The 22,633-nt window shown below is 69.7% G+C and carries 27 protein-coding genes; 13 read left to right on the top strand and 14 right to left on the bottom strand.

The annotated features are described in order from the left end of the window. Positions 1-43: 43 nt before the first annotated feature. Together AB0C84_RS26930 and AB0C84_RS26925 are read left to right on the top strand one after the other, a co-directional pair. Positions 44-772, top strand: coding sequence for a serine hydrolase (locus AB0C84_RS26930; protein WP_361071627.1), 729 nt, complete (start codon positions 44-46; stop codon positions 770-772). Positions 773-895: 123 nt separating this feature from the next. Continuing rightward, the gene (locus AB0C84_RS26925) at positions 896-1,021 is read left to right on the top strand and encodes a zinc-ribbon domain-containing protein (protein ID WP_361071625.1); all 126 of its coding nucleotides are present in this window, start codon (positions 896-898) and stop codon (positions 1,019-1,021) included. A 740-nt stretch (positions 1,022-1,761) separates the two neighbouring features. Here AB0C84_RS26925 and AB0C84_RS26920 read toward each other — a convergent pair. Next, the gene (locus AB0C84_RS26920; protein ID WP_361071622.1) at positions 1,762-2,247 is read right to left on the bottom strand and encodes a MarR family winged helix-turn-helix transcriptional regulator; all 486 of its coding nucleotides are present in this window, start codon (positions 2,245-2,247) and stop codon (positions 1,762-1,764) included. 118 nt (positions 2,248-2,365) lie between these two features. On the opposite strand from AB0C84_RS26920, the gene AB0C84_RS26915 reads away from it, so the two are divergent. Both AB0C84_RS26915 and AB0C84_RS26910 read left to right on the top strand, forming a co-directional pair. After that, entirely contained in the window at positions 2,366-2,815 is a 450-nt protein-coding gene (locus tag AB0C84_RS26915) for a DUF6069 family protein (RefSeq protein WP_361071619.1), read from the top strand. Continuing rightward, positions 2,812-3,261 (top strand): nitroreductase family deazaflavin-dependent oxidoreductase, encoded by a 450-nt coding sequence (locus tag AB0C84_RS26910; RefSeq protein WP_361071616.1) that lies wholly within the window; start codon positions 2,812-2,814, stop codon positions 3,259-3,261. The genes AB0C84_RS26915 and AB0C84_RS26910 overlap by 4 nt, the downstream gene beginning before the upstream one ends. Positions 3,262-3,499: 238 nt before the next feature. Here the strand turns inward: AB0C84_RS26910 and AB0C84_RS26905 are convergent, their stop codons facing one another. Beyond that, positions 3,500-4,429 (bottom strand): NAD(P)-binding domain-containing protein, encoded by a 930-nt coding sequence (locus AB0C84_RS26905; protein WP_361071613.1) that lies wholly within the window; start codon positions 4,427-4,429, stop codon positions 3,500-3,502. 70 nt (positions 4,430-4,499) lie between these two features. Between AB0C84_RS26905 and AB0C84_RS26900 the strand changes: the two genes are divergently transcribed. Next, entirely contained in the window at positions 4,500-4,895 is a 396-nt protein-coding gene (locus AB0C84_RS26900) for a MerR family transcriptional regulator (protein ID WP_361071610.1), read from the top strand. Positions 4,896-5,061: 166 nt separating this feature from the next. On the opposite strand, the gene AB0C84_RS26895 is transcribed toward AB0C84_RS26900, so the two are convergent. Further along, positions 5,062-5,250: a hypothetical protein gene (locus tag AB0C84_RS26895; RefSeq protein WP_361071607.1), complete on the bottom strand. Its 189-nt coding sequence runs from the start codon at positions 5,248-5,250 to the stop codon at positions 5,062-5,064. A gap of 181 nt (positions 5,251-5,431) precedes the next feature. Here AB0C84_RS26895 and AB0C84_RS26890 point away from each other — a divergent pair, with 181 nt between their 5' ends. After that, positions 5,432-6,010, top strand: coding sequence for a hypothetical protein (locus tag AB0C84_RS26890; protein WP_361071605.1), 579 nt, complete (start codon positions 5,432-5,434; stop codon positions 6,008-6,010). An 88-nt stretch (positions 6,011-6,098) separates the two neighbouring features. Here AB0C84_RS26890 and AB0C84_RS26885 read toward each other — a convergent pair whose 3' ends face one another. Continuing rightward, positions 6,099-6,638: a hypothetical protein gene (locus AB0C84_RS26885; protein ID WP_361071602.1), complete on the bottom strand. Its 540-nt coding sequence runs from the start codon at positions 6,636-6,638 to the stop codon at positions 6,099-6,101. A gap of 394 nt (positions 6,639-7,032) precedes the next feature. Then, positions 7,033-8,280 (bottom strand): MFS transporter, encoded by a 1,248-nt coding sequence (locus tag AB0C84_RS26880; protein WP_361071599.1) that lies wholly within the window; start codon positions 8,278-8,280, stop codon positions 7,033-7,035. Between the two features lie 22 nt (positions 8,281-8,302). On the opposite strand from AB0C84_RS26880, the gene AB0C84_RS26875 reads away from it, so the two are divergent. Beyond that, positions 8,303-8,998 (top strand): FadR/GntR family transcriptional regulator, encoded by a 696-nt coding sequence (locus tag AB0C84_RS26875; protein WP_361071596.1) that lies wholly within the window; start codon positions 8,303-8,305, stop codon positions 8,996-8,998. Between the two features lie 78 nt (positions 8,999-9,076). On the opposite strand, the gene AB0C84_RS26870 is transcribed toward AB0C84_RS26875, so the two are convergent. Together AB0C84_RS26870 and AB0C84_RS26865 are read right to left on the bottom strand one after the other, a co-directional pair. Continuing rightward, positions 9,077-9,919 carry a VOC family protein gene (locus tag AB0C84_RS26870; RefSeq protein WP_361071593.1) on the bottom strand — a complete coding sequence of 281 codons (843 nt, stop codon included), beginning with the start codon at positions 9,917-9,919 and terminating at the stop codon, positions 9,077-9,079. A 423-nt stretch (positions 9,920-10,342) separates the two neighbouring features. Then, positions 10,343-10,801: an Lrp/AsnC family transcriptional regulator gene (locus AB0C84_RS26865; RefSeq protein WP_361071589.1), complete on the bottom strand. Its 459-nt coding sequence runs from the start codon at positions 10,799-10,801 to the stop codon at positions 10,343-10,345. Positions 10,802-10,894: 93 nt separating this feature from the next. Between AB0C84_RS26865 and AB0C84_RS26860 the strand changes: the two genes are divergently transcribed. After that, positions 10,895-11,764: an LLM class flavin-dependent oxidoreductase gene (locus AB0C84_RS26860; protein WP_361071586.1), complete on the top strand. Its 870-nt coding sequence runs from the start codon at positions 10,895-10,897 to the stop codon at positions 11,762-11,764. After that, positions 11,761-12,186: a nucleoside deaminase gene (locus tag AB0C84_RS26855; protein WP_361071583.1), complete on the top strand. Its 426-nt coding sequence runs from the start codon at positions 11,761-11,763 to the stop codon at positions 12,184-12,186. Before AB0C84_RS26860 ends, AB0C84_RS26855 begins: the two co-directional genes overlap by 4 nt. 55 nt (positions 12,187-12,241) lie before the next feature. Here the strand turns inward: AB0C84_RS26855 and AB0C84_RS26850 are convergent, their stop codons facing one another. Genes AB0C84_RS26850 through AB0C84_RS26835 form a run of 4 tightly spaced genes read right to left on the bottom strand, consistent with a single transcriptional unit; the run spans position 12,242 to position 16,147 of the window. Beyond that, positions 12,242-13,513: an FAD-dependent monooxygenase gene (locus AB0C84_RS26850; RefSeq protein WP_361071580.1), complete on the bottom strand. Its 1,272-nt coding sequence runs from the start codon at positions 13,511-13,513 to the stop codon at positions 12,242-12,244. A 20-nt stretch (positions 13,514-13,533) separates the two neighbouring features. Further along, the gene (locus AB0C84_RS26845) at positions 13,534-14,163 is read right to left on the bottom strand and encodes a maleylpyruvate isomerase family mycothiol-dependent enzyme (RefSeq protein ID WP_361071577.1); all 630 of its coding nucleotides are present in this window, start codon (positions 14,161-14,163) and stop codon (positions 13,534-13,536) included. Continuing rightward, a complete protein-coding gene (locus AB0C84_RS26840) occupies positions 14,163-14,993 on the bottom strand; it encodes a fumarylacetoacetate hydrolase family protein (RefSeq protein ID WP_361071574.1) in 831 nt (276 codons plus the stop codon). The genes AB0C84_RS26845 and AB0C84_RS26840 overlap by 1 nt, the downstream gene beginning before the upstream one ends. Next, entirely contained in the window at positions 14,993-16,147 is a 1,155-nt protein-coding gene (locus AB0C84_RS26835) for a cupin domain-containing protein (protein ID WP_361071571.1), read from the bottom strand. Before AB0C84_RS26835 ends, AB0C84_RS26840 begins: the two co-directional genes overlap by 1 nt. 67 nt (positions 16,148-16,214) lie before the next feature. On the opposite strand from AB0C84_RS26835, the gene AB0C84_RS26830 reads away from it, so the two are divergent. Beyond that, on the top strand, positions 16,215-16,985 hold the full coding sequence (locus AB0C84_RS26830; protein WP_361071568.1) for an IclR family transcriptional regulator: 771 nt from the start codon (positions 16,215-16,217) through the stop codon (positions 16,983-16,985). Positions 16,986-17,042: 57 nt separating this feature from the next. Here the strand turns inward: AB0C84_RS26830 and AB0C84_RS26825 are convergent, their stop codons facing one another. From AB0C84_RS26825 to AB0C84_RS26815, 3 genes are all read right to left on the bottom strand, one after another. After that, entirely contained in the window at positions 17,043-18,158 is a 1,116-nt protein-coding gene (locus AB0C84_RS26825) for an FAD-dependent oxidoreductase (RefSeq protein ID WP_361071565.1), read from the bottom strand. Between the two features lie 84 nt (positions 18,159-18,242). Then, complete coding sequence (locus tag AB0C84_RS26820; protein ID WP_361071562.1) at positions 18,243-19,727, bottom strand: long-chain fatty acid--CoA ligase; 1,485 nt, start codon at positions 19,725-19,727, stop codon at positions 18,243-18,245. Continuing rightward, positions 19,727-20,197 carry a MarR family transcriptional regulator gene (locus AB0C84_RS26815; protein WP_361071559.1) on the bottom strand — a complete coding sequence of 157 codons (471 nt, stop codon included), beginning with the start codon at positions 20,195-20,197 and terminating at the stop codon, positions 19,727-19,729. Before AB0C84_RS26815 ends, AB0C84_RS26820 begins: the two co-directional genes overlap by 1 nt. A 117-nt stretch (positions 20,198-20,314) precedes the next feature. Between AB0C84_RS26815 and AB0C84_RS26810 the strand changes: the two genes are divergently transcribed. The 3 genes from AB0C84_RS26810 to AB0C84_RS26800 are packed head-to-tail and all read left to right on the top strand — an operon-like array spanning position 20,315 to position 22,571. Further along, positions 20,315-21,220: an SDR family NAD(P)-dependent oxidoreductase gene (locus AB0C84_RS26810; protein ID WP_361071556.1), complete on the top strand. Its 906-nt coding sequence runs from the start codon at positions 20,315-20,317 to the stop codon at positions 21,218-21,220. A 5-nt stretch (positions 21,221-21,225) separates the two neighbouring features. Continuing rightward, positions 21,226-22,104 carry an amidohydrolase family protein gene (locus tag AB0C84_RS26805; RefSeq protein WP_179842399.1) on the top strand — a complete coding sequence of 293 codons (879 nt, stop codon included), beginning with the start codon at positions 21,226-21,228 and terminating at the stop codon, positions 22,102-22,104. Between the two features lie 14 nt (positions 22,105-22,118). Then, positions 22,119-22,571 (top strand): MaoC family dehydratase, encoded by a 453-nt coding sequence (locus tag AB0C84_RS26800; protein WP_361071553.1) that lies wholly within the window; start codon positions 22,119-22,121, stop codon positions 22,569-22,571. The last annotated feature ends 62 nt before the right edge of the window (positions 22,572-22,633 follow it).

Below are 22,633 nucleotides of genomic sequence, written 5' to 3'. Positions count from 1 at the left end.
CCCCGCCGATCGGCGGGATCGAGCCCGGGCGCGAAACGACACAGTGCGGATACGAGGGCCCTGCCCCGGGCGCTGGCAGCGCGATGTTCAAAGGCGAGACGCCTGCGCGGCCGGAGTGGTCGGCCGATCGCGATCACAAGCTGCCGAGGGAAAGGACGGGAGGACACCCGCGAACGCCCGCTTCCGTATCGCGTCCCAGACCAAGCAGATGGTGGCCACCGTCGTGCTGCAACTGGTCGAAGAGGGCCGCTTGGGCGTGGACGACAAGCTCGGCGACCTGCTGCCGGTGGTGGAGAAGGACCTGGTGGAACGGGGCCGACGAGGTCACGGTACGGCAGATGCTCCGGTACACCTCCGGCATTCCCGACTGATACTCCAAGCCGAATCCGGGCGGGAACAAGGGGGAAACCTCGCGGAGCTGGCGACGGCCCCCCACGCGGCTCCAGCGGATGCCCTCGCCGTCGCTTTGCGCAAGAACGCCGCGATCAGCGGCGACACCGAACACCCCTATGCCCTGCCAGATGACCACCGGCGTGGGCCGGGGCGAGGTCCCCTGACACGTCCGGGACCGCCTCCTCCACGTCGCTCGCCAGAAGCTCTGATCGCTGCGCATCGAGGCGCCGCCCTGGCACACCGGCCCGGCGGTGAACTGGTTCCAGCCCCTCGCCCCGCTCATCGCCATCTCGGCCATCAACGAGCCAGGCTTGCACCCCCCGCCGCAGAGCGATTCCATTGCCACTCTTATGTATGCGTGCACGACTCTTTCAGATGAGTGCACATTCTGCACTGAAATGGACCGTGGAAGCGCTTTCTCGTCACTGGTGCAGTCGCAGATGCGTACAGTTCAGATTGCTGGCGGCAAGAGCCGTCTGCGAATCAACAAAGGAGAGAAGCGATGCACAAGATCGCGATGATCGTCCGCCGGGCGATGAGCGCCGACCAGTACCCGTGCCCCTCCTGCGGCACGTACAACAGCGAGAACGCCAAGGTCTGCCAAACCTGCGGCACCCGAATCGGCTGACGTAGCGGCACACCTGGGCATCCCGTATTACTATTACCTTTAAGTCGGCTCCGGCGTTCGTTGCTTGCAACGAGCGTCGGAGCTCATTTCTCGATGTGCGGCTCAGTCAGGGACAGGCATCTGCACCCCGAGATCTGCCGGGAGTTCTGACCAGCGGAACCTGGCACCCTTTCGCGACGAGGGCTCCTCCGCAGGGGCAAGTCGCGAGTCCGTACGCAAAGGACCGCTCCTGGACTCGAATCGTCCAAGATTCAAGTCCCGCGCACGGCGGGCGGCTCGTCGAGGAGGTCCACGGGCTCGCCGCGGCCGGACTGATCTCGGCAGCGGCGACCGCGCGATCAATCCAGGCAACCCCCGTCCGGCGACTCGTTGGCTGTTCGCTAGCGCCCGGTGCGCTCATCGCCGCGCTCAGGTCCTCGCCTGCCGACGCCGCGACACCGATGGCTGCCGGCGGACGGCCCGGTGCCCGACGACGACCTGTCCGCCGACGCGGCCGCCGAGCGCCGCCCCTGCAAGCACTGCGGCCGACCGATCCCCCGCGGCGTACGCCGCGACGCCGAGTACTGCAGCCCCGCGCACCGCCACTCCCCCGCCATCAGCGGGGGGATCCGTCCTCACCGAGTCCGTGGCGTGTGCCGACGTGCCCTGTCCCGATTGGGACCGGCCGCGCCATCTGTTCCCCTGCAGAGAGCATTCCGGGACCAGCGACGGCGACCGGCAGGGAGCGGCGCTTCGGCGTCTCAGCTGGATTCGGCATCTGTGCTTGCCGATGGGCCGGCCAGGACGCGTGCCAGCAGGTCACGAAGGTGCTGCTGGTCGGGGCCTGGGAGTTCGAAGAAGGTCCGAGCCAACGCGTGGGCGCTGGAGCGCAACTGGCGGCGTTTGCGCTCGCCGGCTTCGGTGAGCACCACGTGCTTGACGCGGCGGTCGCCCGGAGCGGGACGGCGGGTCACCATGCCGCGGCGTTCCAGGCCGTCGACGATGCCGGTGACGTTCGACGGCTCGCATGACAGCCAGTCGGCCAACTCACGCATCGGGGCGGGGCCGGACAGGTTGGTCAGGACGAGCGCTTGGGCCGGGGGCAGGCCGAGCTCCGCTGCGGTGGCGTTGAACTGCGCGCGCAGCCGCCCGGTGACCTCGAAGACCAGGCCGCTCAGCTCGGCTACGACCGCATCCGTTTCGGTACCGGCATCGATGTCGGCGGCGGGGACGGGGTCGGTGTCCATGCGACCAGCATAGCCGCCGCTTAAGTAGGTGGACTGTTTAGCTCATGAAGTAAGTGCTACACTCCGGGCCCAGAAACTTAAGAAGCTGAACTATAAAGCAGCTAAAGGAGATGTCGCGATGACACGAGCGAGCACGGGCCGGCGCCCCGGCCCCAGGAGTCCAGGACGTGCACGGGCACTCGGCGTGGCGGGTGCGGTCGCGGCCGCGCTGGCGATCTGGGCGGTCGGGGAACCGCTGCTGGGCCATGACCTGGTCGTCCAGCAGAAAGGACAACAGCCGCAGGACCTGGGGGCGGCCGCGATCGGCGTGTTCGCGCTGGTCCCCTCGCTGCTCGGCTGGGCACTGCTGGCCGGGCTGGAGCGGGTGACGCGACTGGCGGCCCGGATCTGGACGGCCGCCGCCCTGACCCTGCTCGCGGTGTCGTTCCTGCCCATCATCGGCGTGCAAGCCTCCGGCGCGAGCAAAGCGGTGCTCTCCCTCACCCATCTCGCCGTCGCAGCCGTCCTCATCCCCGTCTTCTGGCGGACGGCCACGCCCCGGGCCGCTGACAGCGGGAGCGGAAGATGACAGCGCCCGAGAACGAGATTTTCGACAACCCCACCCCCTGGGTCGCCGATCACATTCGCGCCTACCTGGACACCGACGGCGTCCAGGGCCACCTCTACCAGGGCTGGCCAACGCTGCTGCTCACCACCCGCGGCCGCAGGACCGGCAAACTCCGCCGCACCGCGCTGATCTACGGCCGCGACCAGGATCGTTACTTGCTGGTCGCCTCCAACGGCGGCGCGGACCGCCACCCGGCCTGGTACCTCAACCTCACCGACACTCCGACGGCGTCGCTGCAGGTCGGATCGGACCACTTCACCGCGACCGCCCGCACTGCCACCGCTGAGGAGAAGCCCCGGCTGTGGCAGATCGTGACCGAGCTGTTCTCTCAATACGCCAGGTACCAAGAGGAATCAGCACGCGAACTGCCCCTGGTGATCCTCACCCCACATGTCCCGTCTGGGTAACCCGACCGGGCCGAGCCGCCCGCAGCATCCCAGAGAAACCTCGATACGGCTGCCGCCGCACCGGTGAGCGCGCGCCGTCCCCACCGACGGCGCCCTCCCGCAGCGAACGCCGCACCAGCGTCACGGTTCGAGGTAATCAACGCGATCACCCCCGCACCCGGCGTGGTGATGACGTGAGCCCGAGGGTTCGGCCGTCGACCCGCTTCTCGCCACCGGGCTGTGCCGCAGCGCCGGGCGGTCAGCCCGCCGCTTGCGGATCTCTGTCCGTGTGGCCGCGGCCGAGGAACTCGGCGAGGCGGGCGGCGGAGTCTCCTTCGTGGCCTGCCGACACCGCGGCGTCGACGGCGTTCTTGGCCTCCTGGGTAACGGCCGGGGAGACACCGGCCTCCTCCAGCGCGTGAACGATGTGGCCGAGGCTTGCGGTGACCGATGTCAGCGAGGCCGATTCGGTCCCTGAGAAACGCCCGGCGTCGATATCGGCCGCGAGTCCGGGCAGCAGGTCGGCGACCAGTCCCGCCATCTGCTGGGCGTGCGGTGCCAGTGCGGTGGCCGGCACGTTCTGTCGCGCCGCAAGCGCGAAGGAGTGCATCAGGCCGGTGATCGAGGTCCAGAACAAGTTCAGCAAGGCGATGTCGAAGCTCGCTGCCCGGCCGGGGTCGTCCCCGAGATGGACCGCCGCGCCGCCCAGCGCCGCCAGCGTGTGGCGGTGGCGGTCGAAGAGGACGACGGGTCCGCTGTAGAGAATGCGGGTCGCCTCGGTACCGATGGCCGCCGCCGGAGTCATGATCGAGCCATCGAGGTAGAGCACGCCCAACTCGTCCGCCCTGGCGGCCAGCTCGCGCGTGCGCCCCGGCCCATCGGAGGTGAGGTTTACCAGCGTGGTAACGGGCAGCCGTGACCGACCCGGCTCCGCCAGCGCCCGGTCGAAGATGGCATCTACCGCATTGGCGTCGATGACGCATACGATGACCAGCTCGCCGGCGTCGAGCGCTGCCAGTGGGCTGCCGGCCCAGACGGCGCCGCGGGCGAGAAGCTCGTTGGTTTTGTCGGCGGTCCGGTTCCACACCGTGGTCGGGTGACCGGCAGCGAGGAACGCCGAGGCGATGGCGCGTCCCATAGGCCCCATTCCCAGCACGGTCACCGGCGCAGGCGAGAGCTGCTGAATCACTGTCGTGCTCTCCCTTCGTTCGAGAACGCCGGGGTTCGGCGTGGCCGTTACGCTAAAGGTTCACGTTGACGTGAAGGTCAAGCTGAGAGGCAGCGACGGAGTGCAGATCGGTGCTCTGGCACGGCATGCAGGGGTGAGCCCTCGCGCGTTGCGCTACTACGAGGAGAAGGGGCTACTGGTTCCCAAGCGGACGGCTGGCGGATACCGCGTCTACACCGATGAGCACGCCGAAACGGTGCGCCGCATCCGGATCCTGCTCGCGGCGGGCCTCAACAGCGACATGGTCAGAGAGATCCTGCCCTGCATGGTTGACGACGGAGAATTCCTCGCGCCGGGATGCGAGGACCTCATCGCCGAGTTCGAGCGGGAACGGCGGCGCATCGACACTCAAATCACCGAACTGAACGATGTGCGCTCGGCGCTGACGGGAATCATCAGCGCAGGCAAGGCCTTCGCGGGCAGATAGCCGGACCCGGCTTCGAACCATCACCTGGCTCGACGGCAGCGGCGACACCGGCACAGTCCTGTGGTCCAACTCCGCCGCAGCCGGGGTAGATGGTCGCGTTCACCTGCGTGGTCATCACCCCCTGCTACCTGGGCGACGGTGCTACTAAAGCAACCTCCGGCATCAGTTACGTCGCCAGCAGCAGCGGCCTCGTCGACAGCATCCTGCTGACAAGGTGAACCACCCGGCCCTTCGGCCCGCACAGCAGGGCCTGCAGGCGGCGAGAATCGCAGCGCACCCCGGCAATGCCACCACCCGATTCCAGACCAGGCGATGCGTTCGCCGCCTTCATGTTCAACACGACGTAGCGCGTCATTGATCTTCAACGTCGGCGGGACAACGGCCGGGCAGGACGCCGGCCGGGCGCGAGTGCTGCCCACCAACATGGATGCCCGGGTCTCCGGTGGCTGCTTCGGCCTGTTCGCGGGAGGAGGCCGGCTCCCGAAATGTCAGAGCCTTCATCGATGCTGGGAAGGCCGTCAATGAGGGGATCTTCCGTGCCCATCCATCTCGCGAGCCGCCGTCGTACCGTGGCGTCGCTGACCGCCGAGTTCCCCGGCGCGCAGATCATCGACGCGACGTCCAAGGCGATGGAGCCGTGGGTACGGCTCAGCCCGTTCTACCCCCACGGCGGTATCCCGGTTCCCTTCTGCGATGGCGTGACCGCCCAGTCGGTCGAAGGGATCTGGCAAGCGCTGAAGGTCTTCGAACACGCCGACATCGACCCCGCCAAACTCCAGGTCACCACCATGCGGGGCTTGAAGCGCACCGTGCGCCGGTATGGCCCGGTAAGGGGCCATCGGGCTGGACTCGACAGTGATCGCCTGCTCGACTACGTGACGGCCCGCCGCCTGATCTATCTGCCGTCCTACCGATGGGTCTTGGACCACCGCGTCACGGACCTGCACGAGCGGCTTCGGCAACTCAGCGAACGGGCAGAGGTCGTGCTGCTCGACTACACCACCAACGGTGACCTCACCGACGTCACCAAACCGTTGTCCCACGCCGCTCTCATCCGGCAATACATCGAAGGGCCCGCCGAGCGACCGGCGCAGCGAGAGTTCACGGCCGGGTGAATGGTCCAGGTCCTGGAGAGCGGTCATCATCCCTATTGCGGGTACACCACCCTTATCGGCTGGGTTGCCGACCAGGAGTAGCCATTGGTCAGCCCGCAAGGAGTTCGAGTAGTTCGGCTTGCTGAGGGCTGACCCGGAGCAGAGGGTTGCGGCCCTGGGGGTAGATCTCGGCTTCGTCCCATTGCCGCCGGATCAGGCTAGAGGCGACACCTGTCTTGACTCCGCGGGAGTCCTGCTCGTCGCGAAGGCGCTTGGCGCCGAACAGGTACACCGCCCGGACGCACCAGGGTCGGGTGCCGGCTCGTGAGGAGCCTGCCGCTGATCGGGGACCGGTGAGCACCAGGTAGTAGTCAAGCGTTGCGGACGAGCTGGTGTCCAGCACGCCTTCCTCTTTGAGGTACCACTTGACGTTGACCGTCCGGCCCTGAAGCGGGCCGACGCGAAAGCGGCCATCGAAGGCGGTGTTGGTGGCCGATCCCTCCAGCTCGATGTCGAAAATTCGCGACGCGATCCACTCACCGAGATGCCCGGCCGTCATCGGCCGCTGGATGATCGCGGCGATCTCCCGATCAATGGCATTGCGGTCGACCATAAGCTCCGCAATCCGTTCGAACTCATCATCTCCCATAACGCTACCTTTTCATTGCTACACCAAGATTGGCGACCGAGGGCGAACACACTCTTCTGCGGCGTGTGGTCGGTCTGGTCTTGCGCCTGATGCGGGCGCAGCGTCGCAGGAAGACTTCATTTACCCCGGTAGGGACGTCCTGCGGCTCGCGACGCTCGCCTACCTGGGCCACAAGGGCGACTCACGCAGGCTCCCCGATCGACTTCCATCGACCTCGATCGACTGGTCTTCTGTGCCCGAGGGCAGGCGACGGCTTTGCCATCGCTGGATCAAGTTCAGAGCTGGCCGGGCGTGCTCTGCACGGCCATGGCCAGGCGAGCGATCAGGCTCGCGCCCTCGCACGAGCGCTTCGGTGCACGCAGGTGATTTGGCGGTGAGGAGGCTGTCGTTCGAGTCAGCCGACTTGCCGGTCGCGGCCGGCGAAGAGGCCGGCGGCCAGTTGCGGGAGCATCAGCAGCGCCATGAAGACCAGCGGCGCCCGCCAGTTGCCGCTGTGCTCGTACAGAGCGCCCACCAAGATGGGGCCGGGGATGGACAGGAGGTGGCCGGTGCTCTGGGCGAAGGCGGACAGCCGGATCACGGTCTCACTGTCGCGGCCGCGCAAGCCGATCATCGTGAGGACGAGGGGGAACGAGCAGTTGGCGACACCCAGCAGGCCGGCCCACACCCACGGTGCCGCGGCTGGGGCGGCCCACAGCCCGCCATATCCCGTGAGGCCGAACAGACCGATCGCGATGGCCACCCCGCTCTGGTTGCGCAGACGGCCGGCGACGGCGGCCAGCACGAACGACAGCGGGATGCCGAGCACCGAGGTGACGGCGAAGAGCAGGCCGGCGGTCTCGGGGGGAAGTCCGGCGTCGCGGTAGATCTGCGGTAGCCAGCCGATGATGATGTAGGCGGCGGTCGCCTGCAGGCCGAAGTAGAGGGCGAGAGCCCAGGCCGTCGGACTCCGAGTGAGACGGGTGCGGGGCACAGAGCCTCCGACGGTGGGGCCCGTGTCTGGGGAACCGAGGGTGGAACTGGCACGCCCGCGGGCCAGGACGAGCCACGGCGGCACGGCGATGGCGGCGAGCAGGGCCCAGGCGCCCAGGCCGATCCGCCAGTCGCCACCGAACCGCCCGGCCAGGGGGACGGTGGTGGCGGCGGCGGTCGAAGCGCCGACGTTGAGGGCCATCGAGTACAGGCCTGTCATCGCGCCGACGCGTTCGGGGAAGCGCTGCTTGACGACGACCGGGAGCAGCACGTTGGCCACAGCGATGCCGGCGAGCGGCAGGGCGCTGAGCACGGCGAACAGGGCGCCACCGGCCGCGAGCGGGCGGATCATCAGCCCGACTGCGACCGCCGCCATGCTGGCCGCGATGACGATGTCGCGCCCACGGCCGGCCAGCCAGGGGGCGGCGAAGCCGATCAGGGCGAAGCACACCGCCGGCATGGAGGTGAGCAGCCCCGCGTAGCTCGCACTCATCCCCAAGCCGGCCTGCGCCTCTTCGAGTACCGGCCCAACGCTGGTGACCGCCGGCCGGAGGTTGACCGCGGCCAGGACCAGCCCGATCGCCGCGAGACGGTGCCCCCAGACGGCGGCGCGGTGCGTGTCGTGCAGTGGGGCTGCACATGGGCGTGTTCCTGCATCCTCCTGAGTCACGCAAGGATCGTATAATCATGGGATGAATATGCCACCGGTTCCCCGCCCGGCAGGGCTGTTCGACCACGTGGTCGCCCGGCTGCGCCAGCAGATCACCTCGGGCGCCTGGCCAGTGGGCTCCCGGATCCCGACCGAGCCTGAGCTGGTTCAGCAACTCGGCGTGGCCCGGAACACGATCCGGGAGGCCGTGCGGGCGCTCGCCCACAACGGCTTGCTGGACGTACGCCACGGTTCGGGCACCTACGTCATCGCCACCAGCGAGCTGGCCGGCGTCATGCAGCGCCGCTTCGCCGCCGCCGACCAGGGTGACGTGATCGCGGTACGGGCCGCCCTGGAAGTGACTGCGGCAAGGATGGCCGCACAGCGCCGTACTGAGGAAGATCTGCTGCGGTTGGACGAAATGCTTGACCGCCGGGAGCGCGCCTGGGCGTCCGGGAATCGGGATGCTTTCGTGGACGCAGACGCGGCTTTTCACCGCGCGGTGGTGTCCGCGTCCCACAACGAGGTGCTCGTCGAGCTGTACGCGGACCTCGGACAGGTGATCCGTCAGTCGCTGCACGAGCATTTCAGCGCCGGGCTGCAGCCTGACGGCTATATGGACCACGCTCGCCTGCTCGAGGCGATCCGCAGCTCGGCAGCGGATACGGCGGCCGCCGAGGCGGCTTCCCACACTTCCAGTTGCCGCCCGTACGTTGAACGGCCCTCGAAGAACGGCTGACCGGTCTGATACGAGCGCTTCTGACTTTTACACGCGGTGGGGAACGTTGCGTGCGAGGAGGCGGAAGGGTTTCTGAGGCTAACGCCGCAGGCGGGAGCGGAGGCTCGGCGGCTTCTGCCACCACTTCCGATTATTCTCAGGAGGCGGGTGGTGCGGCCTGGAATTCAGCCTGTTGCCCATCCAGTCGCCGTGCGGGGTGATGACGGCGAAGCGGGCGCCCGCAGGATCGGTCATGAACGCCATGCGCCCCATCGCCACTTGCTCCTCGTCGGTCGGGCCAAAACGGATGCCGGCGCCCAACTCCGCGGCCCGGCTGACCGTGGCGTCGCAGTCCTCGACCCAGATCCAGGGAAACCAGTGGGGCGGGTAACCCGTCGGGAACGAGTCATCCATCTCGATCATGCTTGCGACCACGTGCCCGCCGGCCTTCCAGGCGGTGACGGGGCGGTCGCGGAAACGGCGCTCCACGGCCTGCCAACCGAACACCTGCTCATAGAACGTGCGCGCCTGCCCGGGCCGACGACAGGCGAGCTCCACCCAGCAAACGGCGGAGGGCTCATCGATGACTGCGGCACCGTGTAGCCGCCGGGGCTGCACGACGGCGAAATCGGCCCCCTCGCGGTCGCCGAACATCGCGAGCTGCTCAAGGTCCGCGACATCGATGAGGTCGGACAGCACTTGACCGCCCGCGTCCGCCACCGCCTGCCCGGTGGTCTGCAGATCGCCGGCACGGAAGTAGCAGAGCCAGGACGGGTACTGCGCACTGTCGGCGAGCGGCTGCATCCCGAGGACCTCTGGGCCCAGGTCACCAAGAGTGAACATGGACAGGTCGGTCAGGCCCGGGATCGTCACGTCATAGACGCCCCACCCGAACAGCTCACAGTAGAATTTTTTGGACCCCTCCACGTCGGGGCTGGCCAACTCAATCCATGCCGGCCACCCAGGCGGGTACTCCGTAATATCCGGCATATCAGCATCACCTTTCCAGCCTAACTTTACGCCAATGACCGGCAGATGATTAAACAAAGCCGTGGTATGAATAGGCTAAATTTAGCGCAAATGTGTCGCCAAATAGCCTTGTAGGCCTTTGCGTACCAGGACGGTAGACGTTCCGCACTGAATCGATGGGACTCCCGCGAGGCCGCCGCTGGCTCGGCCCTGTCGGGCGCACGGACGGCCTCTGCGCGTTCGGAGGCTTGGTAGCAGGCGCCCAGCGTCAGGCTGGTCTCGCCGCCGATCGCGGGACATGCACGATCACGCCGTAGCACCGACCAGGGCGCGCGACCGCCAGACGGACGAACTGCGCCCTGTCGGCAATCTGGGTACCTGGCCGATGATGCTCGCTCACGGATGACCGGGGGCGGTACGCGGGCCTCGGTAGGGCAGGGTCTGGCTGTAGACGACGTTGGTCGTGGTGCTGCCGAACTGGGCGAGTTCGTCGACGATCCGTTCGAGGTGGGCCATGGAGCCCGCCGCCACCTTCAGGGTGTAGCAGTCCTCGCCGGTGGTGCGCAGGCATTCGAGGATCTCCAGGCGCTCGCCGAGCAGGCGGCGCAGCGGCTCGTGCCGGCTGCCGGGGTACTTCAGGCGGACGACGGCCAGCACGGCGAATCCGACCTTCGCCAGATCGATGTCGGCTCGGTATCCGGTGATGACCCCCAGCGCCTCCAACCGCCTGACCCGTTCGGTGGTCGCCGAGGCGCTGAGATTCACCCGGCGGCCCAGCTCGGTGAGGGGAACGCGGCCGTCCTGCTGGATCTCCGCCAGGATCGACCAGTCGGTCACGTCCAGATCCTCGGTCATTCACCGAATGTACCGGTAGGTTCGCGGCGATGGCGGTCGAGCACCGTGAGCACCGCCTTCAGAAACAAGTGATCAACTGGATAGCGTCGTCCTGTGCACATTGGGGTGAATGTTCCGAACTTCGGGCCGGGGACGGCTCCGGCCGTGTTGCGGCGCTGGGCGCAGACCGTGGAAGCGCTCGGTTACGACCTGTTGATGATCTCCGACCACGTGGTGGTGACGCCGGACGTGGCCGAGCAGTATCCGGCTCCGTTCTACGAGCCGTTCACCACCCTCGCGTGGCTGGCCGGTGTCACCGAACGGGTCGCGCTCGGCACCTCGGTGCTCATCGTGCCGTACCGGCATCCCCTCCTCATGGCCCGGATGGCGGCGAACCTCAATCGGTTCAGCGACGGCCGGCTGGTGCTCGGCGTGGGCGTCGGCTGGGCCCGCCAGGAGTTCGACGCGCTCGGGGTGCCGTTCGAACAGCGCGGGCGGCTCACCGACGACCACCTCCGGGCGATGCGCACCGCATGGGCGGACGAGGCCGACTACCAGAGCGGGCCGATACCGATCTGGGTCGGCGGGAACACCGACGTGGGCCTACGCCGGGCGGTACGCCTCGGTGACGCCTGGCATCCCCTGCGCATGACCATGCCGTGGCTGCGCAGCGCGGTGGACCGGATGAAGACCGTCGCGCAGGCATTGGAACGGCCGGTACCCGCCCTGGTCCCCCGCATCGTTCTGCGGCTGACCGACCTACCGGTCACGGGCCCCGAACGCCGCGTCGGCGAGGGCACCATCGACCAGGTCCTCCAGGACTTGGAAGAGCTGCGGCTCCTCGGCTCCGAGACCGTTGTGCTCGACCCGTTCGACAAGGACCCGGCGGAGACGCTGGCCCCAGGCAAAGCCTGGCAGGCGCTGGCGACCGTGGCCGACCGCTGGACCTGGACACACTCGACTCAACAAGGGGAACCACAGTGACACCTCAGGACGAGAACTTCCTGCGCAGGGCCATCGAGCTGGCCTCCAAGGCGCGCGAGAGCGGGGACGCCCCGTTCGGATCGCTGCTGGTGGGGCCGGGCGGCGAGGTGCTGGCCGAGGAGCACAACACGGTCACCAGCGACGGCGACATCTCCGCCCATCCGGAGCTGAAGCTGGCCCGGTGGGCGGCCCGCGAGCTGGACCCGCCCACGGCGGCGGCCACCACCATGTACACCAGCTGCCAGCCCTGCGACATGTGCAGGGGCGGCATCGAACGGTCCGGGCTCGGACGCGTGGTCTACGCGCTGTCCAATGAGCAGCTCGGGACGCTCAAGCCGGGCGGCGGCTGGCCGCAGGTGCCCCAGGAGGGGCCGGCCCTGTTCGAGGAGGCCCGCATCCCGATCGAGGGCTTCTACCACTGACGATCGACCGAGCCGTGCCACGGCCGGCAAGCCGGCGACCGGTCCCCGGGTTCTCTCACGACCGCCGGACGCCACAGGTCGCCGTGAGAGGGTCCGCCTTCGACGCCAGGGGCACCGGTGTGAACATTGGCGGCTCTTCGGAGGGCTCCAAGGCGGTCGGCCCGTAGAGCCAGTCCACGAACGAGTAGTCGTCGACGGCACGTTCCCGCAGCAGGGCGTTGCGGTTTCGGCGGGACGTCCCGTCGAGGTGCCACAGGTCGCCCCAGGCGCGCGAAGCGGTGAGCACGCGGCGGCAGTGCTCGGGCCGGACGGCCTGGTAGGCCGCGAGGACGGCCGGCCAGTCCACCGTCCCGTCGCGGGCGAGACGCCGGGCGAGGTGTTCGCCGAGAACCCAGCCGTCCTCGATCGCCATGATCGCGCCCTGGGCGATGTACTGCAGCGGGGGGTGGGCGGCGTCGCCGAGGAGGGCGATGTTGCCGTCCACCCAGGTCATGAGCGGCTCGCGGTCGTACATGCGCCACCAGCGGTCGCGCCACATGTGGGGCAGCCCTTCGCGGACGAAGTCACAGGTCCGCTCGAAGGCCGTGTCCAACTCGTCCGGCGTGCCCCAGTCCTCCTCGCCGGCACGTGCCTTGGGCGACTCGAAGACGGCGACCTGGTTGAGCAGTCCGCCGCCGCGCAGCCCGTAGTGGACGAAGTGGCAGCGCGGGCCGACGTACACGACGACCTCGGACAGATCGACCTCCGCCCCCCGGCCGCTCGCGGTCGGTGTGGTGCCGCGGTAGGCGACGTAGGCCGACGAGACCGGCCGGTCGTCCGAGAGGAGCCCGCGCGCCACCGAATGCAGCCCGTCGGCCGCGATGACCACCCGCGCTTCCTCTCTGCGGCCGTCGGCAAGCGTCACGCATGCGCCCTCGGCGGTGTTGGCGTAGGCGACCACCGACTGCGAGGTCCGCAGATGGACGCCGGCGCGCTCGCAGGCGCGCAGCAGCATGGTGTGCAGGTCGCTGCGGTGGATGACCAGGTAGGGGTGGCCGTAGCGCCGCTCGAGGTCGCGCAGGTCGAGCCGGGTCAGCTCCGAGCCGTCGACGGCGTCGCGCATGATCATCGCGTGCGGCAGGACGCCGAGGGACGCCGCCTCGTCCAGCAGGCCGTAGTCGTCGAGGATGCGCGTGCAGTTGGGGGCGAGCTGGATTCCCGCGCCGACCTCGCCGAAGGCGGCGGCCTGTTCGAGCACGCGGACCGCGAGGCCGCGGCGGGCCAGCGCGTAGGCGGCCCCCAGTCCGCCGATCCCGCCGCCGACGACGAGCACATCAGGGTTGGTCATGGTCTCTTCCTTGTCGGGCGTCAGAGCCAGGGGTCGAGCCGCGGGGGGCCGGTGAGGGAGTGGGGCCGCCCGGCCAGCCAGGCGGCCACCTCGGGCAGCGGTCCGGCCGGCAGGCTCGACGTACCGAGTCCCCGCTTGGCGGCGATGTCGCGGACGAGGGCCCGCAGGAAGTCGCCCGGCAGGTCGGCGAAGGAGACGCCGCGGTCCATGTCGACGGCATGGACGAAGACTTCGCGCGACCGCAGCCAGGGCACCTCGGTGGCGGGGACGGTGCGGCCCTGCGCCGTCACCACCTCGTTCCGCCACTGCCGCTCGGTCAGCGCCTCCATCGCGGTCCGCAGCGCCGCGCACGAACGGGTCAGCCAGCCGGTCAGCTCCGGACCGCTCATCCGGGGGCCGCGCTCGATCCCGGCCGCGCGATCTTCGGGCGAGGCGTACATCGGGGTCGCCTCCCCGGTGGCCGCCCAGTGCACCAGGTTGCCGAGCGCGTCGGCGTTCGATGCGACGTGGGCGACGAGATGCCTGCGGGTCCAGCCGGGCAGCGGGCTCGCCGTGTCGAAGGCGGGCTCGGTCAGACCGTCGGCGGCGGCCAGGAACAACTCGGTGCCCTCCCGCATCCAGTGGTGGGCGTCGGCGATGGAACGGGCCATCAGACGTCCTCGACGATGCGGTTGACGCAGGCGCCGAGGCCGTCGATCTCGGTCACGACCGTCTCGCCGCCGGTCAGGTAGACCTTCGGGTCGCGGGCGTGGCCGACGCCGGCGGGGGTGCCGGTGGCGATCAGGTCGCCGGGCCGCAGCCGGACGATCGTGGAGATGTACGCGATCAGGGAGACGGGGTCGAACAGCAGCGTGCCGGTGTCGTCGGACTGCATGACCGTTCCGTCCACGACGGTCCTCACCCCGAGGGCGGGACGGACGCCGCCGACCTCGTCGGGGGTGGCCAGATAGGGGCCGACAGGGGTCGAGGAGTCCCAGATCTTGCCCTGGGTCCACTCGATCGTGCGGAACTGCCAGTCGCGCGCGGAGATGTCGTTCATGACGGTGAACCCGGCGATCGCCGCCTCGGCCTGGGCTTCGCCGGCGCGGCGGACCTCCTCGCCGATGACGACGGCCAGTTCGACCTCCCAGTCCAGGGCGTCGGTCTCGGCCGGTTTGACGATGTCGTCATGGGCGCCGATCAGGGAGTCGGCGAACTTGGGGAACAGTGTCGGGTACGCCGGAAGTTCGCGGCCCATCTCCTCGATGTGGCGGGTGTAGTTGTGGCCGACGCAGATCACCTTCGACGGGCGCGGCACGAGGGGCGCGAAGTCGGCGTCCCGCACGTCGTAGGTCGTCCCCGTGCCTGACGCCGCTCTGGCCCGCCAGTCCGGCTCGGCGAGCAGGGCGCCCAGGTCGCTGAACCCGAGGTCGATGAGCTCACCGCCGTCGAGCCGGGCGGCGCGGGTGCCCTCGAGGGTGCGGATGGTGCAGAGCTTCATCAGGCGTCCTTGGCGGATCGGTTGAGCTTGAGTGCCTCGAAGACGGGCGCGTCACTGAAGCGGAACAGGTCCAGGGCCCCGGAGTCGGAGTCGGACGGCCCGGCCTCGGACCGCATCGAGAACGGCTCCCACGAGGGGACGACGAACAGGTCTCCGCGGGTCACCGACCAGGTCCGGTCTCCGACCGTCACCGTGCCGGAACCGTCGAAGACCTGGTAGACGCTGGAGCCGGTCTCACGGACGGGAGCCGTCGCAGCGCCCCGCGCCACGCGGTGGAACTCGGCGCGCACGGTGGGCAGCACGTCCGCGCCGTCGATGGGGTTGCTGTACCGGACGGCAGCGTGGCCCGGCTCCACCGTGGCCGCGAACCCTTGCTCTTCCAGCGCGAGCTGGTCGGCCAGCGCGCGGTCGGTGTACTCCCACTTGTAGGAGAGCAGCGGCGAGCCCGGGGTGGTGTGAGCGACGGCGACCGGACGCAGTCCGGGGTGGCCCCACAGCCGCTCCGAGCGGGACCGCTCGGGCGTGCTGCGCTCGTCCTGGGAGAGCTCCTCGCGTCCGAACTCGAAGAACTGCGCCTCGGTCAGGTACTGGAACGGGATGTCTAGGCCGTCGATCCAGGCCATCGGACGATCGGTGGCGTTGTGGTGGGCGTGCCAGTTCCAGCCGGCCTGCGGCAGGAAGTCGCCCCGGTTCATCGGCACCGGGTCGCCGCCGACGACCGTCCAGACTCCGGAGCCCTCGACGACGAAGCGGAAGGCGTGCTGGGTGTGGCGGTGCTCGGGTGCGTCCTCGCCGGGCATCAGGTACTGGATCGCCGCCCACAGCGTCGGCGTGGCGAACGGGCGGCCGCCCAGCCCGGGGTTCGCCAGCGCGATCGCCCGGCGCTCGCCCCCGCGCCCGACCGGGACGATCCGGCCGGCCAGCTCGGCCAGCCGGACGAGCCGGTCCCATTTCCACACATGCGCGACGGCGCTGGACCGCGGCTGGGGCGGCATCAGTCCGCCGATCTCGGTCCACAGCGGGACGAGGAGTTCGGTCTCGAAACCGCGGTAGAGGTCTTCGAGCTCGGGGGTGGCGTCCGGCTGGCCCGGCGCGTCGACCGCTCGCAGGTTCACGGGAGAGTCCGCGAGAGCGTCGGCAGAGGTGCTGGTCATGGCGGTCATCGTGCTGCCTGTACTCTCTGAGGAAAAGAAAATTCTGTGTTACAGAATCGAGGACGGAGTGGACAAGCCGCTCAAGGAACCGCCTCCCTACGCCATCGCGAGCGTCGACAACGCCCTGCGCATCGCGACGATGCTGCAGCTCGAAGGCCCTCTGACCGTCTCCGAGGTCGCGCGGCGGCTCGGCGTCGCGAACTCGACGGCGCACCGGCTGCTCGCCATGCTCGTCTACCGGGACTTCGCGGTCCGCCGGCCCGACCGCGCCTACCGCGTCGGCCCCGTCCTGGAACTCGCCGCCCATTCGCAGTCGACGGCCGCCAGACTGCGCGCCGCCGCGCTGCCGCATCTGCACGCGCTGGCCGAACTCCTCGAGGAGTCCGCCAACCTCACCATCCGCACCGGCGACACGGCGCGCTTCATCGCCAGCGTCGAGTCACAGCAGGTCCTGCGGGTCGGTTCGCGCGAGGGCATGGTCTTCCCCGCGCACCGCACGACCGGCGGGCTGCTGCTCCTGGCCGAACTGCCGCCGGACGAGCTGGCGGCCCTGTACTCCCCCGACCGCCACGATCAGCGACCGGACGTCGCTCCAGACCTCGACGCCCTGCGAGCCGACCTGGCACGGGTACGCCGCAACGGATTCGCCCTCAACGAGGGCCGCTCCGAGCGCGGCGTCGTCGCGGTCGGCGTCCCCGTGCGCGCACCGGACGGCGCCGCCGTGGCCGGCCTCTCCCTGTCGATGCCGAGCGCACGCTACGAGAAGGAACGGCTCCCCCATCTGGTCGGCACGCTGCGCAAAGCGGCCAACGCACTGGAGCGTGACCTGGCCCGATGAAACCGCCCCGGCCCGATGAAACCGCCCCGCAGGGCCGAGGCGGGCTACCTCCTCAGTTCAGCCGCTGACACCGTTGCTCTGCTGCCCCGCCTGCCGGAGGATCTCCTCCGCGTCGTCGAGGGGAGGGTGAATGACGTCCAGGATGGTGTCCTTCAGTTGCTTGGCCTGCGCTCCGTCGAGTTGCACCTGGCGTTCCCAGCCGGTGGTGTAGAGAGCGCCGGCGGAGCCGAGGTCCAAGCACGTCACGTAGGGGTCCGGGTCGAAGTCCACGAGTGGAACATCGAGCAGGTCGGCTGCGGCGTTGTGCCCGGCGGCCTTGCCCATGGGAGTGGCGAACTGGCAGCTCTGAATCACGTGATGGCCGGCGTCCGCGTGGGCGGCGGCGACGTCGCCGGCGGCGAAGATCTCGCCGTCGACGCGCAGCCGGCGGTCGACCAGGAGGCGGCCCAGCCGGTCCCGCTCGCCGGGGAACTGCGCCGTCAGCAGGCTTGCGCGCATGCCGCCCGTCCAGACGACGACGTCCGCTTCCAGGCGGGTGCCGTCGACGAGGTGCGCGCCGGTTTCGTCCACGGCCGTGAGGGTGGTGCCGAGCCGGACCTCGACGCCCAGTGCGGCGAGGGCCGCCTCGATCTGGGGACGGGGTCCCGGCCCGAGGTCCGGGGCGACCGTGTCAGCGCGCTCGATCATCACCACGGTGCCCCGTTCGGCGAGTTCGGTGGCGATCTCAAGGCCGGTGAACCCTGAGCCGACGACGACGGCCCGGGCCTCGTCCATGCCGTTCAACCGGCCGGCCAGCCTGGCCGCCCCCTCAGCGGTGTCGATGTCGTAGAGGAGGTCGGAGCCGGGGATCGCCGGGCGGGCGAGGCGGCTGCCCGCCGCGAGCACGAGCCGGTCGTAGGAGAGCAGCTGGTCGTTCGCGGTGATGTTGCGGGCCTCGGTGTCGACATCGCTCACCTCGGCTCGCAGATGCGCAACGCCGATGGGCTCCAGGAAACGCTTCAGCGGAACGCGGGACCATTCGGGGACGAGTCTGTGCAGGCGGGGACGCAGCACCATGTCCTCGTTAGGGGCCACCAGTGTGATGTCCAGGTCGGACTCACCGCGGACCAGGGCGGCCGCGGCGGCGCTCCACACACCCGCGAAACCGCCGCCGATGATGACGATGCCGGACATGACTCTCCTTCTAACCGTGACAGGGGTTTGTGTGATCAGGGCGGCGGCCGGCGAGCGGGGCCGGCCGCGCATCGTGCGGTGGCGTTACCGCAGTGCCTGCTTGTGGATCTTCCCCGACGCGGTGCGCGGCAGGTCCTCGACGAACTGGACGGTCTTAGGGATCTTGTAGCGCGCCAGCCGGCCGGCCAGGAAGCCGATCAGACCGTCCCGGTCAGGGACGGCGCCGGGTCGTGTCCGGACGAAGGCGCGGCCGACCTCGCCCCAGCGACCGTCGGGCACCCCGATGACGGCGCATTCCGCGACGTCCGGGTGTTCGAGGAGCTGCGCCTCCACCTCGGCCGGGTAGACGTTCTCCCCGCCGGAGATGTACATGTCCTTGATGCGGTCGACGATGGAGAAGTACCCGTCTTCGTCCACCCGCCCGACATCGCCGGTCCGCAGCCAACCGTCCTCGGACAGCACCGCGGCGGTGGCCTCGGGGCGTTCCCAGTACCCCGGCATCACGGTCGGTCCCTCGATGAGGATCTCGCCCACCGCGTCGCCCGTGGCGGAGTGCTCCAGACGCACGTCGCTGAAGAAGTGCGGGACACCGGCGGACCCGGCCTTGGCCGTGCTCATCTCGGCGCTGAGGATGAGGGCGCCCGGCGCGGCCTCGGTCAGTCCGAACCCTTGCAGGAACTCCAGTCCGCGTTCCTGGTACGTGCGGATCAGCGGCAGCGGCACGGGCGCTCCGCCGGCCAGAAGGGAGCGCACGGACGACAGATCCGCCGCCGCCCAGCGGGACGACCGCGCCAGGTCGGCGAACATCGTCGGCACGCCGAACATCCAGGTCACCCGGTGCCGTTCGATGAGGTCGAAGCAGGCGTCGACGTCCCATCCGGGCATGAGCACGGCGGCGCCGCCCTTGAGCAGGGTCGGCAGCAGCGTCATGTTGAGCGCCGCGACGTGGAACAGCGGCGCGCTGACCAGGGTCACCTCGTCGCGGGTCAGGTCCAGTTCCACCAGGGTGTTGAGACAGTTCCAGATGACGTTGCCATGGGTCAGCGTCACCCCTTTGGCGCTGCCCGTGGTGCCCGAGGTGTAAAGGATGAGCGCGGCATCATCGTGGCCCACGGGCTCGTCGATGGGATCGTCGGGAGCGGCCCGAACGACCGACTCGTAGTCGTGCGCGCCGTCCACGCCGCCGTCCACGGCCACCAGGAGCGGCGGCGCCGTCAGGTTCGCCACCACACCGGCGCTTTCGGCGCTGTAGATCAGCACCGACGCCCCGCAGTCACGGAGCTGGTGATCCACCTCCGCGACCGCCAGCCGGGTGTTGAGCGGGACGAAGACGGCGCCGAGCGTGTGAGCGGCGAACAGGCTCTCCACGAAGGAAGGGCGGTTGGGGCCGAGGTAGGCGATGCGGTCGCCGCGGCCTAGCCCGAGCCCTCGCAGTGCGTGGGCGAGCCTCGTCACCCGCAGGTAGAGGTCGGCGTAGCTGACGGCGCCGTGTTCACCGAGAAGGGCGGCCCGGTGAGGGCCGCTGCGCACCCGGCGGGCCGGCCATGATCCGAGGCCTTGGTTCCGCATCAGGATTCCTTTCCGGGTGCCGGAGTGCCGTCCCCGTCACCGGTGAAGGCCAGCCGCTGGAGCAGGCCCAGCAGCAGATCGCGTTCCTCGGGGGCCAGACGCTCCAGGAATCGTTCCCTGGCCGCCTCGACATCCTTCTTCGCCTGCTCGCGCAGCTCCCGGCCCCGCGGAGTGGGTGCGACCAGCCGCGCGCGCCGGTCGCCGGGATGGGGCAGGCGCTCGACCAGCCCCTCGGTTTCCAGGGCGTCGACCAGGGCGACCACCGGGCTCGGGTCGAGCCCCAGGTAGGCCGCGATCTCGCGCTGCGAGGCCCCGTCGCGGTCGCACACGTACGACAGGACGGAGAAGTGCCGGACCCGCAGGCCTCGGCCGGCCAGATGGCCGTTGGTGATCCGCACCATGAGCCCGCTGGTGCGGGCCATCAGGAAGCCGACGTCGCCGGCCAGCTGCACCTCTTCACGTCCCGTCACCGCGGCATCCACTCCCTAAACGATGGCGACATCAATAATTGAAGTTATCATCTATATTGCCGTAGTGTCCAGGCTGCGACCCGCATGGAGCGGACGCCCGAACGCGAAGGAGAACTCATGGATCTTGCTGGGAGGGTGGCCGTCGTCACCGGCGCCGGCGCCGGGCTCGGCCTGGCGTATGCCCGGGACCTGGCCGCGGCCGGCGCCCGGGTGGTGGTCAACGACGTGGATGACGCCGCGGCCGAAGCGGCGGCGTCATCGATCCGTGCGGCCGGCGGCGCCGCGGTGGCCGAGGCCGGCGCCGTCGGCGACTCGGCGGTCGCGCAGGCGCTGGTCGACCGCGCCGTCGGCGAGTATGGCCGGCTCGACGTGATGGTCACCAATGCCGGAGTGCTGCGGGACACGGTGCTGTGGAAGATGACCGACGAGGACTTCGACGCGGTCGTCGACGTCCACCTGCGGGGCACCTTCACCTGCGTGCGGGCGGCCGCCGTCACCATGCGGGCGCAGGGCGAGGGCGGCCGGATCATCTGCGTCGGCTCTCCCACCGGCCAGCGCGGCAACTTCGGCCAGACCAACTACGCCGCCGCCAAGGCCGGGATCGTGGGCATGGTGCGCACCTGGGCGATGGAACTCGCCAGGTCGCGGATCACGGTGAACGCCGTCGTCCCCGTCGCCGGTACGGCGATGACCCGGACGGTGCCCTTCCTCAAGTCCCATGTCGAGGCGCTGGAACGCGGAGCGGCACTGCCGCCCTTCGTGCGCCGCACGCTGGGGTTCGGCACTCCGCAGGACGCCGCCGGGCTGGTGACGTTCCTCGCGTCGGACGCGGCCGCGGACGTCACCGGGCAGGCGATCGGCATCGGCGGCGACCGGGTGAGCGTCTGGACGCACCCCGAGCAGGCCGCCGCCGCCTACTCCACCGGCGGCTGGAGCGCCGACGACCTGGCCGGCGTCTGGGCCACCGCGCTCCGGCCCCACCTGCAGACCTTCGGCGAGCAGCTTCCCCAGCCCCAGGAGTGATCCCCATGCCCGCACAGATCCGCACCGACGACCTCACCGCCCTCGACGTCCACGTCCACATCGAGGTGGACGACGACGGCCACACCTCGATGGGCGGCGAACTGCTCGAAGCCTCGGCCGCGTACTTCAAGTCGCACCACCGCACCCCGACCGCGGACGAGATCGCCAGAACCTACCGGGACCGAGGGATGGCGGCGGTCGTCTTCACCGTGGACCACCAGGCGGCGACCGGCCACCCGCCGATCGCGAACGAGTTCGTCGCCGAGGCCGCCGCGCGGCATCCCGACGTCCTGATCCCCTTCGCCAGCCTCGACCCCGCGCGGGGCCGCGCCGCCGTCGCCGAGGTGTCCCGGCTCGTCGGCGAGTACGGTGTCCGCGGTTTCAAGTTCCACCCCAGCCTGCAGCACTTCGACCCGACCGACCGGGCCGTCTTCCCCCTGTACGAGGCCATCGCCGCGCAGGGCGTCCCGGCCGTCTTCCACACCGGCCAGACCGGGATCGGCGCGGGGCTGCGCGGCGGCGGGGGGATACGGCTCGGCCTGTCGAACCCGATGCTCCTCGACGAGGTCGCGGCGACCTTCCCCGATCTCACGATCGTCATGGCCCACCCCTCCTTCCCCTGGCAGGACGAGGCGCTGGCGGTCGCCACCCACAAGGAGAACGTCTGGATCGACCTTTCCGGCTGGTCGCCGAAGTACTTCCCTCCCAACCTGGTGCGCTACGCCAACTCGCTCCTGCAGGACAAGGTCCTGTTCGGATCGGACTTCCCGGTGATCACACCCGACCGCTGGCTCGCCGACTTCGAGCGCCTCGACATCAAGCCGGAGGTCCAGCCCAAGATCCTCAAGCGGAACGCGTGCCGGCTGCTCGGCCTGGCCGGATGAGCGGGGAGACCACCATGCCCAGGACCGTCACCATCGCCGGGCTCGCCGAACTGGTCGGCGAGGACCTCGGCCACAGCCGGTGGCTCACCGTCGACCAGCCGCGGATCGACATGTTCGCCGACGCGACGGACGACCACCAGTGGATCCACATCGACACCGCCGCCGCGGAGCACGGCCCGTTCGGCGGCACCATCGCGCACGGCTACCTCACGCTCTCGCTGCTCATCCCGCTGTGGAGCGAGCTGCTGGAGATCGAGGACGCCACCACGAAGATCAACTACGGCCTGGACCGGGTGCGCTTCCCGGCCCCGGTGCCGAGCGGCACCCGGATCCGCGTCCAGGCGACCGTTGCCGAGGTCACCGAGGTCGCCGGTGGCGTCCAGGTGATCGTCGACGCGACCGTCCACGCCGAGGGCGGGAGCAGGCCGGTCTGCGTCGCCCGCCCCGTCCTCCGGTACCTGGCCTGATCCGCGAGCCGCCACGGCCCGTCCCGTCCCTGGCGGCAAACCGCCTCGTCCGCGGCACCGCG

The sequence above is a fragment of the Actinomadura sp. NPDC048955 genome (genome assembly GCF_040649435.1).
Taxonomy (GTDB): Bacteria; Actinomycetota; Actinomycetes; order Streptosporangiales; family Streptosporangiaceae; genus Spirillospora; species Spirillospora luteofluorescens.
The sequence above is the reverse complement of the archived record's forward strand: the minus strand, read 5'-3'. Positions and strand labels throughout refer to the sequence as shown.

What these genes read in the sequence shown, in the direction of transcription:
- AB0C84_RS26810 (WP_361071556.1), top strand. Translation starts at nt 20,315, where the DNA reads ATGGATCTTGCTGGGAGGGTGGCCGTCGTCACCGGCGCCGGCGCCGGG.
- AB0C84_RS26845 (WP_361071577.1), bottom strand. Translation starts at nt 14,163, where the DNA reads ATGGCCCGTTCCATCGCCGACGCCCACCACTGGATGCGGGAGGGCACC.
- AB0C84_RS26820 (WP_361071562.1), bottom strand. Translation starts at nt 19,727, where the DNA reads ATGCGGAACCAAGGCCTCGGATCATGGCCGGCCCGCCGGGTGCGCAGC.
- AB0C84_RS26895 (WP_361071607.1), bottom strand. Translation starts at nt 5,250, where the DNA reads ATGACGCGCTACGTCGTGTTGAACATGAAGGCGGCGAACGCATCGCCT.
- AB0C84_RS26825 (WP_361071565.1), bottom strand. Translation starts at nt 18,158, where the DNA reads ATGTCCGGCATCGTCATCATCGGCGGCGGTTTCGCGGGTGTGTGGAGC.
- AB0C84_RS26850 (WP_361071580.1), bottom strand. Translation starts at nt 13,513, where the DNA reads ATGACCAACCCTGATGTGCTCGTCGTCGGCGGCGGGATCGGCGGACTG.
- AB0C84_RS26875 (WP_361071596.1), top strand. Translation starts at nt 8,303, where the DNA reads ATGAATATGCCACCGGTTCCCCGCCCGGCAGGGCTGTTCGACCACGTG.
- AB0C84_RS26835 (WP_361071571.1), bottom strand. Translation starts at nt 16,147, where the DNA reads ATGACCAGCACCTCTGCCGACGCTCTCGCGGACTCTCCCGTGAACCTG.
- AB0C84_RS26910 (WP_361071616.1), top strand. Translation starts at nt 2,812, where the DNA reads ATGACAGCGCCCGAGAACGAGATTTTCGACAACCCCACCCCCTGGGTC.
- AB0C84_RS26915 (WP_361071619.1), top strand. Translation starts at nt 2,366, where the DNA reads ATGACACGAGCGAGCACGGGCCGGCGCCCCGGCCCCAGGAGTCCAGGA.
- AB0C84_RS26840 (WP_361071574.1), bottom strand. Translation starts at nt 14,993, where the DNA reads ATGAAGCTCTGCACCATCCGCACCCTCGAGGGCACCCGCGCCGCCCGG.
- AB0C84_RS26805 (WP_179842399.1), top strand. Translation starts at nt 21,226, where the DNA reads ATGCCCGCACAGATCCGCACCGACGACCTCACCGCCCTCGACGTCCAC.
- AB0C84_RS26800 (WP_361071553.1), top strand. Translation starts at nt 22,119, where the DNA reads ATGCCCAGGACCGTCACCATCGCCGGGCTCGCCGAACTGGTCGGCGAG.
- AB0C84_RS26925 (WP_361071625.1), top strand. Translation starts at nt 896, where the DNA reads ATGCACAAGATCGCGATGATCGTCCGCCGGGCGATGAGCGCCGACCAG.
- AB0C84_RS26920 (WP_361071622.1), bottom strand. Translation starts at nt 2,247, where the DNA reads ATGGACACCGACCCCGTCCCCGCCGCCGACATCGATGCCGGTACCGAA.
- AB0C84_RS26865 (WP_361071589.1), bottom strand. Translation starts at nt 10,801, where the DNA reads ATGACCGAGGATCTGGACGTGACCGACTGGTCGATCCTGGCGGAGATC.
- AB0C84_RS26885 (WP_361071602.1), bottom strand. Translation starts at nt 6,638, where the DNA reads ATGGGAGATGATGAGTTCGAACGGATTGCGGAGCTTATGGTCGACCGC.